The following is a 15,970-nucleotide window of genomic DNA, read 5'->3' as shown; positions in this document are numbered from 1 at the left end:
CTTGTCCGCGACGGCCATAGGAGGGACGGCGGGCGTGTCTTGTGGATCATGACCGGGTACGGGCGGCAGTTGCGGGCCGGGCACTAGATTGAGCGCCGCAGCACCGGAACTGGCAGGGGGCAGGGGTTCATGGACACCGAGGACACGCACGACGGACAGGCGACCCGCCGGGGTCACGTCCCCCGGCCGGCGGGCCCGCCGCCGCCCCTCGGGACCCCGCCGAAGCCACAGCACTTGCCGGCCGTCGCCGCCCCGCTCACGGACTGGCTGCGCACCCCGCGCCCTCAGACCGAACCGGGCGTCTGGCGCTTCGGCCACGTGCCTCGCACGGGGAGCGAGGCGGACACCGCCACCGACCGGTCACTGCTCAGCGGGGCTGCCATCTCCTTCCTCGCGTGCGTGCTGGTCTGGTCCCTGATTACCAACAACTACATCCCGTACACCGACCTGCCGGTGAAGCTCCTCACCCCGCGCGACTGGTGGGAGCTGGACGGCACGCCGAAGAACGGCTCGGGTGCTGCTGCCCTGCAGGCGTACATGCTGCTCGTCACCGGGGCGCTGGTGGTGTGGTTCAGCCGCCTCGGCTCCTGGGGTCTGGCCTTCGAACGGCTCGTCGCGGCCCGTGGCCCGCGTTCCAGGGTGCTCGGTGCAGCGGCCGGCGCGCTGTTCGTCGTGATGCTGATCTGGACCAGGACCGTGCCGGTCCTCAATCTCGTCGGTGGCCACCTGCCCTACGGGGGGATGAGCACAGGGGTGCAGGGGCTGGTCACCGTCCTCGTGTACGTGGTGGTCCTGGCGCCGGTCCTCGTCTTCTTCGCCCGGCTGGCCCGCAGACCCGGCCCGGACCGACGTCCCGAGGCCGCCACCGCCCCGGTGCCCGCACCCTCCGGGGCCGACCCCGCGCGCTGGCCGCAGGTCCGGGCCGCCGGGCTCGGGGAAGTCGCCGACCGGCTGGAGGGCGAGGCCGGGGGCGGGCGGATGAACGACGTGGACTACGCGCGGATCCGGCGGGCCTGGGAGTCCGTGCGGGTCGACCCCTCGCGGCTGCGGGCCTTCACCGACGCCGTCCGGGACAACGGCGCCGCCGCCTGCGCCCACCCCTCCGGGGCGCGGGACCTGCCCGTCAGGGCGGCCCGGCACGATCTGCTCGTGCGACAGGTGCGGCTCGGCACCGTCGAGGACGAGCCGCGCAACCCCTACGCCCGCCGCGGCACCGGCCTCGCCCTCGATCCCGACGTGCTCGGCACCTCCCTGCTCGCCGTCGGGCCCTCCGGGGCCGGGAAGACGGGGCGGCTCGTGCGGCCCGTCGTCGAGTCGCTCGCGCTGCAGGCGCTCGCCGGCCAGGCGGCCGTCGTCGCCGTCGGGGCGGCCGGCGCGCAGCTCGGGCCGGACGGGGCCTACGACGTCGTGGTCCGCGTCGGCGACCCCGGCTCCGTCTACGACCTCGACCTCTACGGCGGCAGCACCGACCCCGACGAGGCCGCCACGCTACTCGCCGAGGCCTTCGTCGGGGACGTCCCCGGGATCGACGTGCGCCGCGCCGCGACCGCCCTCGCCCAGCTCCTCGGGCCCTTCCGGGCGGCGTACGGCCGTTTCCCCGCCGTGTCCGAGCTGCGCGAGCTGCTCGACCAGGTGCAGCCCGCCCTCGCCGGGCTGCGCCGTGCCCTGGAAGACGCCGGCGCGCACGCCATGCTCCGCGAGCTCGACGCCCGGGAACGCCAGTACGGGGCCCACGGCGATCCCGGGCCGGCCCTCGCCGACCGGGTGGCACTGCTGGACCGGCCCGCCTTCGCAGGCTTCTTCGACACCACCGGCCAGGGGCGGCCCTTCTCGATGCGCGCCCTGGAGCACCCGATCCGGGTCCGCGTCGACCTGCCCGAGCGCGGGCACGCCGACGCCTCCCGGATGCTGGCCCGGCTGCTGCTCGCCCAGTTCAACGCCGCCGCGGCCGCCCGCACCGACCGCTCCCTCTTCGCCTTCCTCGCCTTCGACGACGCCTCCCACACCCTGACCCCGGAGACCGTGCGCGGCGTACAGCGGCTGCGCTCCGCGAACGCCGGGGTCCTGCTCACGCTGCGCACGCTGGACGACGTACCGGATGCGCTGCGCACTCCGCTGCTCGGCGCGGTCGGCTGCCGGATGGCCTTCTCCGGGGTCACCACCTGGGACGGCAAGCGCTTTGCCGAGGCCTGGGGCACCGAGTGGGTGGAGACCCGCGACGTCACCCACCGCACCGTCTTCGCCGACCAGCCGCTGACCCGGGCCGTGCACGCCTTCCGCAAGCTCGTCACCGGCAAGGCCGTCACCACGGACGCGGTGACCGTGCGCCAGGTGGAGCGCGAACGCTGGTCCGCCTCGGACCTCGCGCACGCCGTGCCGCCGGGGTCCGCCGTGCTCTCGCTGACCTCGGTCCGCGGGGAACGGGCGGCGCCGCTGCTGGTGCGGCTGGCCGGATCGGCCTGACCCGAGCCCGGACCCGTACGAGGTGGCAGAATCGAGGGGAGCCGTTCATACGGCACGGCGAAAAGCCCCTGCGGTCGTTCTGGTGCTCTGTACGCCTCTGTCCGTGAGTCTGCCGTTCAGCCCCCTCCGCCGCCCCTCCCGCCAAAGGCCCCTGGTAACCGATGCCGCTCACCCTCGCCTCGCTCGTCCAGCACTCGGCGCTCAAACTCAGCGTCAGGGCGGGGGAGACCCGACTCGACACCCCCGTGCGCTGGGCCCACGTCAGCGAGCTCGCCGACCCCGTCCCCTACATGGAGGGCGGTGAGCTGCTGCTGATCACCGCGATGAAGCTGGACGCGGAGGATCCGCAGGAGATGCTCCGCTACGTACGCCGCCTCGGCGCGGCCGGGGTCGTCGGCATCGGATTCGCCATCGGGGTCAACTACGAGGCGGTCCCCGAGGCCCTGGTCGAGGCCGCGAAGGCCGAGGACATGCCGCTGCTGGAGGTACCCCGCCGGACCCCCTTCCTAGCGATCAGCAAGGCCGTCTCCGCGGCCCTCGCGGCGGACCAGTACCGGGCCGTCACCGCCGGCTTCGAGGCGCAGCGCGAGCTGACGCGGGCCGCGCTGTCCGCCGACGGGCCCGCCGAGCTGCTCACGAAGCTGGCCGCGCACGTGCACGGCTGGGCCGCGCTCTACGACACTTCGGGCGCCGTCGTCGCGGCCGCCCCCGACTGGGCCGCCCGCCGCGCCGCCCGCCTCACCCCCGACGTGGAGCGGCTGCGGGACCGGCCCGCGCCCGCCAGCGCGGTGGTCGGCGGCGCGGAGGACCGCGTCGAGCTCCAGTCGCTGGGCACCGGGCGGCGGGCGCGCGGTGCCCTGGCCGTGGGCACCGCCGCGCCGCTGGGCACGGCCGAGCGGTACGCCGTGCACTCCGCCGTCGCCCTCCTCACCCTCACCACCGAGCGCTCCCGCTCCCTGCACGACGCCGAGTCCCGGCTCGGGGCGGCGGTGCTGCGGATGCTGCTGGCCGGGGAGGCGGAGCACGCGCGGTCCGTGGCCGGGGACCTGTACGGGGCGCTGTTGGAGGCCCCCTTCCGGCTGATCGTGGCCGAACCGGCACTCCCCGGCACGGCCCAGCCGGAGGGCCTGGCGCTGCTGGCCGACGCGGTGGAGTCGGCGGCCGCCCGCACGGGCGAGACGCTGCTGGTGGTGCCCGAGCCGGGCCGGCTCGTGGTGCTGGCCGCCGACACGGGTTCGGCCGTGCAGGCGTGCGTGGACCACGCGGAGGCCCTGGAGGCCCGGCGCGGCCGGGACACGAGCGGGCCGGAGCCCGACGAACTGGTGGTCGGCCTGTCCGCGCCGGCCGGACCGGGCAACGTCGCGGCCGCATTGAAGCAGGCCGACCAGGCCCTCGCGGTGGCCCGCCGGCGTGGGCGCCCCCTGGTGGAGCACGAGGACATGGCGGCGGGCTCCGTCCTGCCGCTGCTCGCCGACGACGCCGTACGGGCCTTCGCCGACGGCACGCTGCGGGCCCTGCGGGAACACGACGCGACGGGCCGGGGCGACCTGGTGGCCTCCCTCCAGGCCTGGCTCTCCCGGCACGGCCAGTGGGACGCGGCCGCAGCCGACCTCGGCGTCCACCGCCACACCCTGCGCTACCGGATGAAGCGCGTCGAGGAGATCCTCGGCCGCTCCCTGGAGGACCCGGACGTCCGCATGGAACTGTGGCTCGCCCTCAAGGCCTCCTCGATCCCGTCGTAGCCTCCCGTCCGGGCCCCCAGCAGGGGACCCGCGGGGACGACAGTGACAAAGCGGCGAAGCCCGGCGGCCCGCCGCTCCACGAGGGATAAACGCCGAATCCCCGCCGGAGTCCTACGGTGGAGGGGACAAGGACCCCACCGCACACTCCGAAGGGCCGGGATTCGCATGACTTCCACCCACGCCTTCTGGCTCGCCGGCCGCCAGGCCTCCGGCGAGGACAGCTTCGACGTCCACTCCCCGTGGGACGGACGCCTCGTCGGCACCGTCAGCGTGCCCACTGACGCACAGGTCGAAGAGGCCGTGGCCGCGGCGTACGCCGTGACGGCGGAGTTCTCCGCGACCCCCGCCCACGTACGGGCCGCCGCCCTGGACCACGTGTCCAAGCGGCTCGCCGAGCGCACCGAGGAGATCGCCCAGCTGATCTCCGCCGAGAACGGCAAGCCCGTCAAGTGGGCCCGCGGTGAGGTCGGCCGTGCGGTGTCCGTGTTCCGCTTCGCCGCCGAAGAGGCCCGCCGCTTCAACGGCGGAGACGCCCAGCGCCTCGACACCGACGCCGGTGGCGTCGGCCGTCTCGCCCTGACCCGCCGCTTCGTCAAGGGTCCGGTCCTCGGCATCGCGCCGTTCAACTTCCCGCTGAACCTGTGCGCCCACAAGGTGGCCCCCGCCATCGCCGTCGGCGCGCCGATCATCCTCAAGCCCGCCCCGGCCACGCCCCTCTCCGGGCTGATCCTGGGCGAGCTGCTCGCCGAGACCGACCTCCCGGCCGGTTCCTGGTCGGTCCTGCCGGTCGCGAACGACAAGATGCCGGCCCTGGTCAAGGACGAGCGCCTCCCCGTCATCTCCTTCACCGGTTCCGACACCGTCGGTTACGCCATCCAGCAGTCGGTGCCCCACAAGCACTGCACCCTGGAGCTCGGCGGCAACGCCGCGGCCGTCGTCCTGGACGACTGGTCCTCCGAGGCCGACCTCGACTGGGCCGCGACCCGTATCGCGACCTTCTCGAACTACCAGGCCGGCCAGTCGTGCATCTCCGTGCAGCGCGTGATCGCCGACGCCTCCGTCTACGACCGCCTCGTCGAGAAGGTCGTCACGAAGGTCCAGGCGCAGGTCACCGGCGACCCGTCCGACTCCGCCACCGACGTCGGCCCCCTCGTCTCCGAGGACGCCGCCAAGCGTGTCGAGTCCTGGGTCGACGAGGCCGTGTCCGCGGGAGCCAAGCTCCTCACCGGCGGCAAGCGCGAGGGTGCCTCGTACGAGCCCACCGTGATCGCGCACGTCCCGGACGGCGTGAAGCTCGCCACCGAGGAGGTCTTCGGCCCGGTCCTGACCCTGCTGAAGGTCGAGAACACCGACGAGGCCTTCGCCGCCGTCAACGACTCGAAGTTCGGCCTGCAGACCGGCGTCTTCACCCGCGACATCCAGGTCGCCTTCCGCGCCCACCGCGAGCTCGAGGTCGGCGGTGTGATCATCGGCGACGCGCCGTCCTACCGCGCCGACCAGATGCCGTACGGCGGCGTCAAGCAGTCCGGCGTGGGCCGCGAGGGCGTCCGCTACGCGATGGACGACTACACGTACGAGCGGGTCCTGGTCCTGACCGGCCTCGACATCTGATCTCGTACGGCCATAGAGCCGACGGCCGGAGCCTACTGTGCGGGGGCTCCGGCCGTCTTTCTTTTCCACCCGCTCCGCAACGCCGAAACGCCCGTACGACGACGTGTCGTACGGGCGTTTCGCATTCGGGGCTTACGCGGTGGGGCGGCGGCGCTTGCCGGTGCCCGCGACGAGCGCGGCGCCCATGGCGAGGGCCACGCCGGCGCCGCCGAGGGCCCACGTGGTGGCCGGGTCGGAGCCGGTGGCGGCGAGCTGACCGCCGGTGCCGGCGGTGGTACCGGCGCCCTGGTCGACGATCGGGGCGGCACCGCCGTCGGGCTTGGGCTGGTTACCGGTGTCGCCGCCGGACTCGCCCCCGCCGCCCGGGTTGGTGCCCGGGTCGGTGCCCGGGGCGTGGATCGACGTCTCGACGTAGATCAGGTTGGACATGATGTCGTCGTCGTAGCTCGCGTCGATGACGAGGATGGCCTCGCCGAGCGGGGCGTCCGGCGCGATCTTGACCCGCAGCTGGATGTCGAACTTCGCGTCCTTGCCGACAGCGCGCTCGAAGTCCATGACGAAGCCGTGGTTGGCGGGGTTGTTCTCAACCCCGACCCAGTTGGCGCCGTCCCAGACCTCGAACTCCACCTGCTTCGCCTTGAGGGAGTCGCCGGAGTTGAAGAAGAGGACCCGGAAGCCGTACCGGTCGAACGCCTCGTTGCCGGTGTTGTCGACGTTCAGGGTGAGGGGCTGCCACGCGCCGCCGGCCGTGAGGCCGGCTTCCGGGAGGCCCTTCAGTGCCACCTTGGGGCCCTCGTGGTCCGACTTCGGGGCGGCGGTCACCTTGGACAGGTAGCGGACGCGGTCCGCGGACCCGCCCTCGGCCGTCGTGCTCAGGGAGAACTTGCTGGCGGGGGTGTCCTTGGCGAACTTCATGCGGAGCTTGAGGTCGAAGACCTCGTTCGCCTCGATGTCGACGTCGGCGACGGCGAAGCTGTACGCCTCTTCCGAGCCGTACGCCTCGATCTTCTGCCAGCCCCAGGTGCCGGCGGCGTTGGGGGCGTAGACCTCCGTCTGGATGTCCTCGGCCTCCCATGCGAGCGTGTCGAGGGTCCAGAGGGCGAGTTCGAGCGAGTAGTCGTCGGCCTTCGCACGGCCCGAGTTGTCGACGTGGAGGGAGAACTCCCGCCAGTCGCTGCCCGCCTTGAACTCCTGGGGAAGCCCGGTCAGCGTCATTGACGGAGCCTGCGCCGCGTTCTGCTCTTCGGCGGCGCCGGGCTTCGTCTCATCCTTCGGAGCCTGCGGCTGTCCGGCCTCGGGCTGTCCGGCCTCCGGCTGCCCAGGCTCGGGCGCGGGCTGTCCGGCCTCCGGCTGCCCGGCCTCGGGCTGCGTGACCGGCTCCCCGCTCTCCGGAGCCGTGTCGTCCTTCGGCTCGGCGTCCGGAGTGGTGACGGCCGGGTTCTGCACCTCGTTGGCCATCGCCGGAGTCGCCATGAGCACGGTCGGACCGACCACCGCGGCGGCGGCCACGACAGCCATGTGCTGGAGCCTGAACTTCATGTGTGGTTCCCCCTCATGAGCCCCAGGTGCGCGGCGCGCATCCCCCCCGGGGCTGATCAACATCGTTTTGAACAGGCTCAGACTAATGCCCTGGTAAAGAGCCTGACCGTGCGGGTGCCGTGTGAGCCGCATCGCAGGGACTTGTGCGGGGCTGCGGCCGCGCTTCTTTTCCCCGCGGCCCGAAACGGGTACGACTCACAGGTAGCACCGGCCGGTAGGCCGGTTCCACCGACTCCGGCGGAGAGGTGAGCCCGCTCATGTCCGCAACACAGCCCGCACAGCCCGCACGGCCAGTACCGCCCAAGGTGACCGAGCGCGAGGCACGGCAGGTCGCGGAAGCGGCCCGGGAACAGGACTGGCGCAAGCCCAGCTTCGCCAAGGAGCTGTTCCTGGGACGGTTCCGGCTCGACCTGATCCACCCCCACCCGCTCCCCGCCGACGAGGACGTCCGGCGCGGCGAGGCCTTCCTGGCCCGGCTGCGGGAGTTCTGTGAAACCTCCATCGACGGAGCGCGCATCGAGCGCGAGGCGAAGATCCCCGACGAGACCGTGCGCGGGCTCAAAGAGCTCGGCGCCCTCGGCATGAAGATCGACCCCAAGTACGGGGGCCTCGGCCTGACCCAGGTCTACTACAACAAGGCCCTCGCCCTCGTCGGCTCCGTCAGCCCGGCCATCGGCGCCCTGCTCTCCGCGCACCAGTCCATCGGCGTGCCGCAGCCGCTGAAGATGTTCGGCACGCAGGAGCAGAAGGATGCCTACCTGCCGCGCTGCGCCACCACCGCCATCAGCGCCTTCCTCCTCACGGAGCCGGACGTCGGCTCCGACCCGGCCCGCCTGGCCACCACGGCGGTCCCGGACGGGGAGGCCGCGTACGTCCTCGACGGCGTGAAGCTGTGGACCACCAACGGGGTCGTCGCGGACCTGCTCGTCGTCATGGCCCGGGTCCCGAAGAGCGAGGGCCACCGCGGAGGGATCACCGCCTTCGTCGTCGAGGCCGACTCGCCCGGCATCACCGTCGAGCACCGCAACGCCTTCATGGGCCTGCGCGGCCTGGAGAACGGCGTCACCCGCTTCCATCAGGTCAGGGTGGACGCCGCCCAGCGCATCGGCGCCGAGGGGGCCGGCCTCAAGATCGCGCTGACCACCCTGAACACCGGCCGGCTGTCGCTGCCCGCGATGTGCGTCGGCGCCGGGAAGTGGTGCCTGAAGATCGCGCGCGAGTGGTCCGGGGAGCGCGAGCAGTGGGGGCGGCCCGTCGCCGAGCACGAGGCCGTCGGCGCGAAGATCTCCTTCATCGCCGCCACCACCTTCGCCCTCGAAGCGGTCGTCGACCTCGCCTCCCAGATGGCCGACGAGGACCGCAACGACATCCGCATCGAGGCCGCCCTCGCGAAGCTCTACGGCTCCGAGATGGCCTGTCTGATGGCCGACGAGCTGGTCCAGATCCGCGGCGGCCGCGGCTTCGAGACCGCCGAGTCCCTGGCCGCCCGCGGCGAGCGCGCCGTCCCCGCCGAACAGATGCTCCGCGACCTGCGCATCAACCGGATCTTCGAGGGCTCGACGGAGATCATGCACCTGCTGATCGCCCGCGAGGCCGTCGACGCCCACCTGTCCGTGGCGGGCGACCTCATCGACCCGGAGAAGGCGCTCGGCGACAAGGCGAAGGCCGGCGCCCGCGCCGCCGGGTTCTACGCCCGCTGGCTGCCCAAGCTCGCCACCGGCGCAGGCCAGGTCCCCGGGACCTACCGGGCCTTCCACCCCACCGGCCACCCCGACCTCGCCACCCACCTGCGCTACGTGGAACGCGGCTCCCGCAAACTCGCCCGCTCCACCTTCTACGCGATGTCCCGCTGGCAGGGCCGGATGGAGACCAAACAGGGCTTCCTCGGCCGCATTGTCGACATCGGCGCCGAACTCTTCGCGATGAGCGCGGCCTGCGTCCGCGCCGAGCACCTGCGCGCCACCGGAGAACACGGCCGCGAGGCCTACCAGCTCGCCGACGCCTTCTGCGAACAGTCCCGGCTGCGCGTCGAGGAGCTCTTCGGCCGGCTCTGGTCCAACACCGACGACCTCGACCGCAAGGTCGTCGCGGGCGTCCTCACCGGGACCTACGCCTGGCTGGAGGAGGGGATCATCGACCCGTCCGGAGACGGCCCCTGGATCGCGGACGCCACCCCCGGCCCCTCCACCCGGAAAAACGTCCACCGTCCCATCCGCTGACCTGCAATCATCGCCGGACGTCGGACAGACGTACGAGGATGAGTGCGTGTACGGAAGCCCGTACGCGCACCAGCACGGGCACTGCGGAGAGAACGATGCCGACGGCCGACGAAGACCGCACCAGCCGGCGACTGGCCTGGTGCGCGGCGCACCTGCTGCGCCACGCACCGGACCACGTCGTCACCGACCTGATGGGCCGGTTCGACGCGCCGACCCGCAAGTACCTGTGCCGCGACGAGTGGCTGTCGGCCTCCACCGTCACCCTCCTGCTGCGCCACGGCAGCGCGGAGGACCGGCAGTACGTCGCCCGCAACCCCCACGTCGTCGGACGGCCCCTGCCCGGGCTCCCCGGACCGGCGCGGTACGCGGCCCGCCCCGGGCCCCCGCCCGAGCTGCTGCGGCAGACCGGCCCAGGGCCGCTCGAAGCCGACGAGCTGATCGCGCTGCTGCGGCGGCACGGCCGCCGGCTCCGGACCCCCCTCACCCTGCTGCGCATGCCGCACGCCCCCCTCGACTCCGGGACGCTGCTCGCCGAGCACGCCCGGGACCCGCTGCCGCCGACCGCGGTCGAGGCCCTGCTGCTGGCCGGCGACCTGCCCCGGCCCGTCAGCCGGGCGCTGCTCGACGCCGGCACCCAGCCCACGGACGGACACCTCTGGTACCGGCCCGCCGTCCGGGCCGTCCGGATGGGCCTGCTCACCTGCGACGAGCTCGTCGCCCACGTCGCCCCCGCGCGCCGCACCCTGCTGCTCACGCACCTCCCCGAGTCCAGGGGCCTGCGCTGGGCCCTGCCCGAACGGACGGGGATGCGCACGGCCGTCTCCCGCGCGCTGCGCCCCCTGCGGGACGACCCCCGGCTCTGGGCGGAACTGCTCCGGCACGCCCCCGCCTTCCCCGGCACCCTGCCGGTGCTCGTGGCCCGCATCGTGCGCGGCACCCTGCCCGAGCCGGCCGACGGGCCCGCCGACGGGCCGGCCGACGCGCCGCCCGTCCCCGCGCTCGTCACGGCGGTGCGCTCCCTGGCCCCGAAGGCCGCCGAGCCCGTCGGGGGAGTCGAACGCGAACTGGCCCTGGCGAGCCTCGCGGTGCCCATGGAGTCCGTCGAGGAGGACATCCGGTGGGTGCGGGACTGCCTGGCCCGCGGGCTGCTCACCGGCGAGGACATCGTCCGGCACAAGGCGCCCGCCTGCTGGGCCCTGGACGAGGACCACTGGCTGGGCGACGTGAACCACCCCGACCGGCACGACTGGGCGGCCCCCGTGCTCGCCGCCCGGGCCGAGGCCGACCGGCTGTTCGCGCTGGCCCTCGGCGCCGACCCGGACGCCTGGTGGCGGGTCGCCGTCACGCTCCCGGACTTCGCCGGAACGCTCCCGCACCTTCTCCTGCGCGTCACCGAAGGGGGCTCCGTGTCCGGCCGCTCCTGAGTTGCGGCAACAATGGGGGCATGAGCGACCGCCCAGCCCCCCTCGCCGACCCGCACCTCCTCTTCGACCCCGCGGCCGGCCGCCGGGACATCGTCATCCTCGGGTCCACCGGCTCCATCGGCACCCAGGCCATCGACCTCGCCCTGCGCAACCCCGACCGGTTCCGCGTGACCGCGCTGTCCGCCGCCGGCGGGCGGGTCGGGCTGCTGGCCGAGCAGGCCCGGCAGCTGCGGGTCGAGAAGGTGGCCGTCGCGCGCGAGGACGTCGTACCGGCCCTCAAGGAAGCGCTGAGCGCCCAGTACGGGGCCGCCGAGCCGCTGCCGGAGATCCTGGCCGGACCCGACGCGGCGACCGAACTCGCCGCCTCCGAGTGCCACACCGTCCTCAACGGCATCACCGGTTCCATCGGGCTCGCGCCCACCCTCGCCGCGCTGCGGGCGGGCCGCACCCTGGCCCTGGCCAACAAGGAGTCGCTGATCGTCGGCGGCCCGCTGGTCAAGGCCCTCGCGAAGCCCGGCCAGATCATCCCGGTCGACTCCGAGCACGCGGCCCTCTTCCAGGCCCTCGCCGCCGGCACCCGGGCCGACGTCCGCAAGCTCGTCGTCACGGCCTCCGGCGGGCCCTTCCGCGGCCGCACCCGCGCCGAACTGGCCGGGGTCACCGTCAAGGACGCCCTCGCCCACCCGACCTGGGCGATGGGCCCGGTCATCACCATCAACTCGGCGACCCTGGTCAACAAGGGGCTGGAGGTCATCGAGGCGCACCTGCTCTACGACATCCCCTTCGACCGCATCGAGGTCGTCGTGCACCCGCAGTCCTACGTGCACTCGATGGTGGAGTTCACGGACGGCTCGACCCTCGCCCAGGCCACCCCGCCCGACATGCGCGGTCCCATCGCGATCGGCCTCGGCTGGCCCCAGCGGATCCCGGACGCGGCCCCCGCCTTCGACTGGACCAAGGCGTCCAGCTGGGAGTTCTTCCCGCTGGACACGGAGGCCTTCCCGTCGGTGGGCCTGGCCCGGCACGTGGGCACCCTCGGCGGCACCGCCCCGGCTGTCTTCAACGCGGCGAACGAGGAGTGCGTGGAGGCGTTCCTGGCCGGTCGGCTGCCGTTCACAGCAATCATGGATACGGTCTCTGCCGTGGTCGATGAGCACGGGACGCCGGAGTCGGGAACTTCCCTGACGGTCCAGGACGTCCTTGAAGCGGAAGCCTGGGCCAGGGCCCGGGCGCGGGAGATGGCGGCTCGGGCCGCCGCGGAGGCGCGCGCATGACACTTCTGATGACGGTGCTCGGGATCGTGGTCTTCATGGTCGGCCTGCTCGTCTCCATCGCGTGGCACGAGCTGGGGCACCTCTCCACGGCCAAGCTCTTCGGCATCCGCGTGCCGCAGTACATGGTGGGCTTCGGCCCGACCATCTGGTCGCGGCAGAAGGGCGAGACCGAGTACGGGATCAAGGCCATCCCGATGGGCGGCTACATCCGCATGATCGGGATGTTCCCGCCCGGCGACGACGGCAAGGTCACCGCCCGCTCCACCTCGCCGTTCCGGTCGATGATCGAGGACGCGCGCTCGGCCGCGTACGAGGAGCTCCAGCCCGGGGACGAGAAGAGGCTCTTCTACACGCGCAAGCCGTGGAAGCGCGTGATCGTGATGTTCGCCGGCCCGTTCATGAACCTCGTCCTGGCCGTGGCCATCTTCACCACCACCCTGATGGCCTTCGGGCTGAACACCCAGACCACCTCGGTCGAAACGGTCTCGCCCTGCGTCATCCAGCAGAGCGACAAGCGCGACAAGTGCGTCCCCGGGGACCCGGTCGCTCCGGCCCACGCGGCGGGCCTGAAGCCCGGCGACAAGATCGTCGCCTTCAACGGCCGCAAGGTCGACGACTGGTCCGCCCTGCAGAAGGACATCCGCGCCACCATCGGCCCCGCCACGATCACGGTGGAGCGGGCCGGGGAACGCGTGGACCTCGCGGCGAGCCTGATCGAGAACAAGGTCGCCAAGACGGACGGCAGCGGCAAGTACGTCAAGGACCAGTACGTCACCGCGGGCTTCCTCGGCTTCACCCCGGCCACCGGCTACGTTCCACAGTCCTTCGGCCAGTCCGTCGACCACATGGGCGGGATGATGCAGGACGGCGTGCAGTCCCTGGTCAACCTGCCGTCCAAGGTTCCCGACCTGTGGAACGCGGCCTTCAACGGGGCAGAGCGCAAGCAGGACAGCCCGATGGGTGTCGTCGGCGCGGCGCGGGTCAGCGGGGAGATCTTCACCCTCGACATCCCGGCCACCCACATCCTGGTGATCTTCCTGCAGGTGCTGGCCGCCTTCAACCTCTCGCTGTTCCTGTTCAACATGCTGCCGCTGCTCCCGCTCGACGGCGGGCACATCGCGGGCGCCTTGTGGGAGTCGGTCCGGCGCAACGTGGCACGGGTCTTCAGGCGCCCCGACCCCGGCCCGTTCGACGTGGCGAAGCTGATGCCGGTGGCCTACGTGGTGGCCAGCGTGTTCATCTGCTTCACGCTGCTGGTGATGGTGGCGGACGTGGTCAACCCCATCAAGATCACCTAGCGGCCGGGGCGCGTACACGACCCAACGGGGAGCCGGGCACGGACCGTGCCCGGCTCCCTACGTTCGGGTGCCACACCCCCCTCGGATGCGAGGGGCGCGCGGGGTTTGGCGTAATCTCGGAGGCTGGAGCCCGCCGAATTCGGGACCTTGATCCACACCTTGGGGTTGCACAGCAGATGACTGCCATCTCTCTCGGAATGCCGGCCGTGCCGACGAAGCTTGCCGACCGCAGGGTCAGCCGCAAGATCCAGGTCGGTTCCGTGGCCGTCGGCGGTGACGCACAGATCTCGGTGCAGTCGATGACCACCACCCGTACCTCCGACGTCGGCGCCACCCTCCAGCAGATCGCGGAGCTCACCGCCTCCGGCTGCGACATCGTCCGCGTGGCCTGCCCGACGCAGGACGACGCCGACGCGCTCGCCGTGATCGCGAAGAAGTCGAACATCCCGGTCATCGCCGACATCCACTTCCAGCCCAAGTACGTGTTCGCCGCGATCGACGCCGGCTGCGCCGCCGTCCGCGTGAACCCGGGCAACATCAAGCAGTTCGACGACAAGGTCAAGGAGATCGCGAAGGCCGCGAACGACGCGGGCACCCCGATCCGGATCGGCGTCAACGCGGGCTCCCTCGACGCCCGGCTGCTGAAGAAGTACGGCAAGGCCACCCCCGAGGCGCTGGTCGAGTCCGCGCTGTGGGAGGCCTCCCTCTTCGAGGAGCACGGCTTCAGCGACATCAAGATCTCGGTCAAGCACAACGACCCGGTCGTCATGGTCAACGCCTACCGCCAGCTGGCCGCCCAGTGCGCGTACCCGCTGCACCTCGGCGTCACCGAGGCCGGCCCCGCCTTCCAGGGCACCATCAAGTCCGCCGTCGCCTTCGGCGCGCTGCTCTCTGAGGGCATCGGCGACACCATCCGCGTCTCCCTCTCGGCCCCGCCGGTCGAGGAGATCAAGGTCGGCATCCAGATCCTGGAGTCGCTGAACCTCAAGCCCCGCCGCCTGGAGATCGTCTCCTGCCCGTCCTGCGGGCGCGCCCAGGTCGACGTCTACAAGCTGGCCGAGGAGGTCACGGCGGGCCTGGAGGGCATGGAGGTCCCGCTGCGCGTCGCGGTCATGGGCTGCGTCGTCAACGGCCCCGGCGAGGCCCGCGAGGCCGACCTCGGCGTCGCCTCCGGCAACGGCAAGGGCCAGATCTTCGTGAAGGGCGAGGTCATCAAGACCGTCCCCGAATCGAAGATCGTGGAGACCCTCATCGAAGAGGCGATGAAGATCGCCGAGCAGATGGAGAAGGACGGCGTGATGAGCGGCGAGCCCACCGTCGCCATCGGCGTCTGACCTCTTCGCGGCAGCCGCTGACCCCACGGCTCCGCGGCTTCGTCCAAGGCCTTCCAAGGATTCGGCCCCGGCCCCGTTCCCGCAGCTCGCGGGCGGGGCCGGGGCCCTTTCGTGACCCGTGGGACCAGGCGTCCAACGGCCTCGGCGGGTACAGTGCGGAGATCAGCAGACTTGTACGGTGAGGCCCCAGTGTTGACGCAGACCACCACCCGGGTCCTTGAACCCAGTGATCTCGACGCCGCGCTCGAAGTCCTCGGACGCGAGCCGGTGGAGAACGCCTTCGTCACCTCCCGGGTCCAGGTCGCGGGACTCGACCCCTGGCGCCTGGGCGGCGAGATGTGGGGCTGGTACACCGACGGAGAGCTCCGCTCCCTCTGCTACGCCGGCGCCAACCTGGTCCCCGTCTGCGCCGAACCCGACGCCGTACGCGCCTTCGCCGAACGGGCCCGCCGCACCGGCCGCCGCTGCTCCTCCATCGTCGGCCCGGCCGAAGCCACCCGGCTGCTGTGGCAGCTCCTGGAACCCAGCTGGGGGCCGGCCCGAGACGTCCGCTCCCACCAGCCGCTCATGGTCATCGAGCAGCCGTCCACCACGGTCGCCCCCGACCCCCTGGTCCGCCGGATCCGCAAGGACGAGATGGACCTGATCATGCCCGCCTGCGTGGCCATGTTCACCGAGGAGGTCGGCATCTCCCCGATGGCCGGCGACGGCGGACTGCTCTACCAGGCCCGTGTCGCCGAGCTCGTCGGCAGCGGCCGCTCCTTCGCCCGCCTCGAGGACGGCAAGGTCGTCTTCAAGGCGGAGATCGGCGCCGCCACCGCCAGGGCCTGCCAGATCCAGGGCGTGTGGGTGGCCCCCGAATTCCGTGGCCGCGGCCACTCCGAGACCGGCATGGCCGCCGTCGTCGACTACGCGCTGCGCGACGTCGCACCCGTGGTCAGCCTGTACGTGAACGACTTCAACGCCGCCGCACGGGCCGCCTACCGGCGCGTCGGCTTCCGCGAGATCGGCGCGTTCATGAGCGTGCTCTTCTGAACGCCCCGAATCGGCCCGCGACCGAGGGGTC

Annotated in this window: 10 protein-coding genes; 9 read left to right on the top strand and 1 reads right to left on the bottom strand. The window is 72.5% G+C overall.

The genetic code is table 11. The annotated features are described in order from the left end of the window. The first annotated feature begins 129 nt into the window (after window positions 1–129). From OG625_RS10640 to OG625_RS10630, 3 genes are all read left to right on the top strand, one after another. Complete coding sequence (locus OG625_RS10640) at window positions 130–2,463, top strand: ATP/GTP-binding protein (protein WP_329378694.1); 2,334 nt, start codon at window positions 130–132, stop codon at window positions 2,461–2,463. A 161-nt stretch (window positions 2,464–2,624) separates the two neighbouring features. Further along, complete coding sequence (locus OG625_RS10635) at window positions 2,625–4,205, top strand: PucR family transcriptional regulator (RefSeq protein ID WP_329378692.1); 1,581 nt, start codon at window positions 2,625–2,627, stop codon at window positions 4,203–4,205. Window positions 4,206–4,370: 165 nt separating this feature from the next. Then, entirely contained in the window at window positions 4,371–5,816 is a 1,446-nt protein-coding gene (locus tag OG625_RS10630; RefSeq protein ID WP_329378689.1) for an aldehyde dehydrogenase family protein, read from the top strand. 132 nt (window positions 5,817–5,948) lie between these two features. On the opposite strand, the gene OG625_RS10625 is transcribed toward OG625_RS10630, so the two are convergent. Then, complete coding sequence (locus OG625_RS10625; RefSeq protein ID WP_329378687.1) at window positions 5,949–7,355, bottom strand: hypothetical protein; 1,407 nt, start codon at window positions 7,353–7,355, stop codon at window positions 5,949–5,951. A gap of 257 nt (window positions 7,356–7,612) precedes the next feature. On the opposite strand from OG625_RS10625, the gene OG625_RS10620 reads away from it, so the two are divergent. From OG625_RS10620 to OG625_RS10595, 6 genes are all read left to right on the top strand, one after another. After that, window positions 7,613–9,574, top strand: a complete 1,962-nt coding sequence (locus tag OG625_RS10620; RefSeq protein WP_329378685.1) for an acyl-CoA dehydrogenase family protein — start codon at window positions 7,613–7,615, stop codon at window positions 9,572–9,574. Window positions 9,575–9,669: 95 nt separating this feature from the next. Next, complete coding sequence (locus OG625_RS10615; RefSeq protein WP_329378683.1) at window positions 9,670–10,998, top strand: hypothetical protein; 1,329 nt, start codon at window positions 9,670–9,672, stop codon at window positions 10,996–10,998. A 20-nt stretch (window positions 10,999–11,018) separates the two neighbouring features. Further along, window positions 11,019–12,272: a 1-deoxy-D-xylulose-5-phosphate reductoisomerase gene (gene dxr, locus OG625_RS10610; RefSeq protein WP_329378681.1), complete on the top strand. Its 1,254-nt coding sequence runs from the start codon at window positions 11,019–11,021 to the stop codon at window positions 12,270–12,272. Beyond that, window positions 12,269–13,570, top strand: a complete 1,302-nt coding sequence (locus OG625_RS10605; protein WP_329378679.1) for a M50 family metallopeptidase — start codon at window positions 12,269–12,271, stop codon at window positions 13,568–13,570. Before dxr ends, OG625_RS10605 begins: the two co-directional genes overlap by 4 nt. 176 nt (window positions 13,571–13,746) lie before the next feature. After that, window positions 13,747–14,904: a flavodoxin-dependent (E)-4-hydroxy-3-methylbut-2-enyl-diphosphate synthase gene (gene ispG / locus OG625_RS10600; RefSeq protein WP_329378677.1), complete on the top strand. Its 1,158-nt coding sequence runs from the start codon at window positions 13,747–13,749 to the stop codon at window positions 14,902–14,904. Window positions 14,905–15,093: 189 nt separating this feature from the next. Next, complete coding sequence (locus tag OG625_RS10595; RefSeq protein WP_329378675.1) at window positions 15,094–15,939, top strand: GNAT family N-acetyltransferase; 846 nt, start codon at window positions 15,094–15,096, stop codon at window positions 15,937–15,939. Window positions 15,940–15,970 lie beyond the last annotated feature (31 nt).

This window comes from Streptomyces sp. NBC_01351 (assembly GCF_036237315.1).
In the GTDB taxonomy this organism is placed as follows: Bacteria; Actinomycetota; Actinomycetes; order Streptomycetales; family Streptomycetaceae; genus Streptomyces.
The sequence above is the reverse complement of the archived record's forward strand: the minus strand, read 5'-3'. Positions and strand labels throughout refer to the sequence as shown.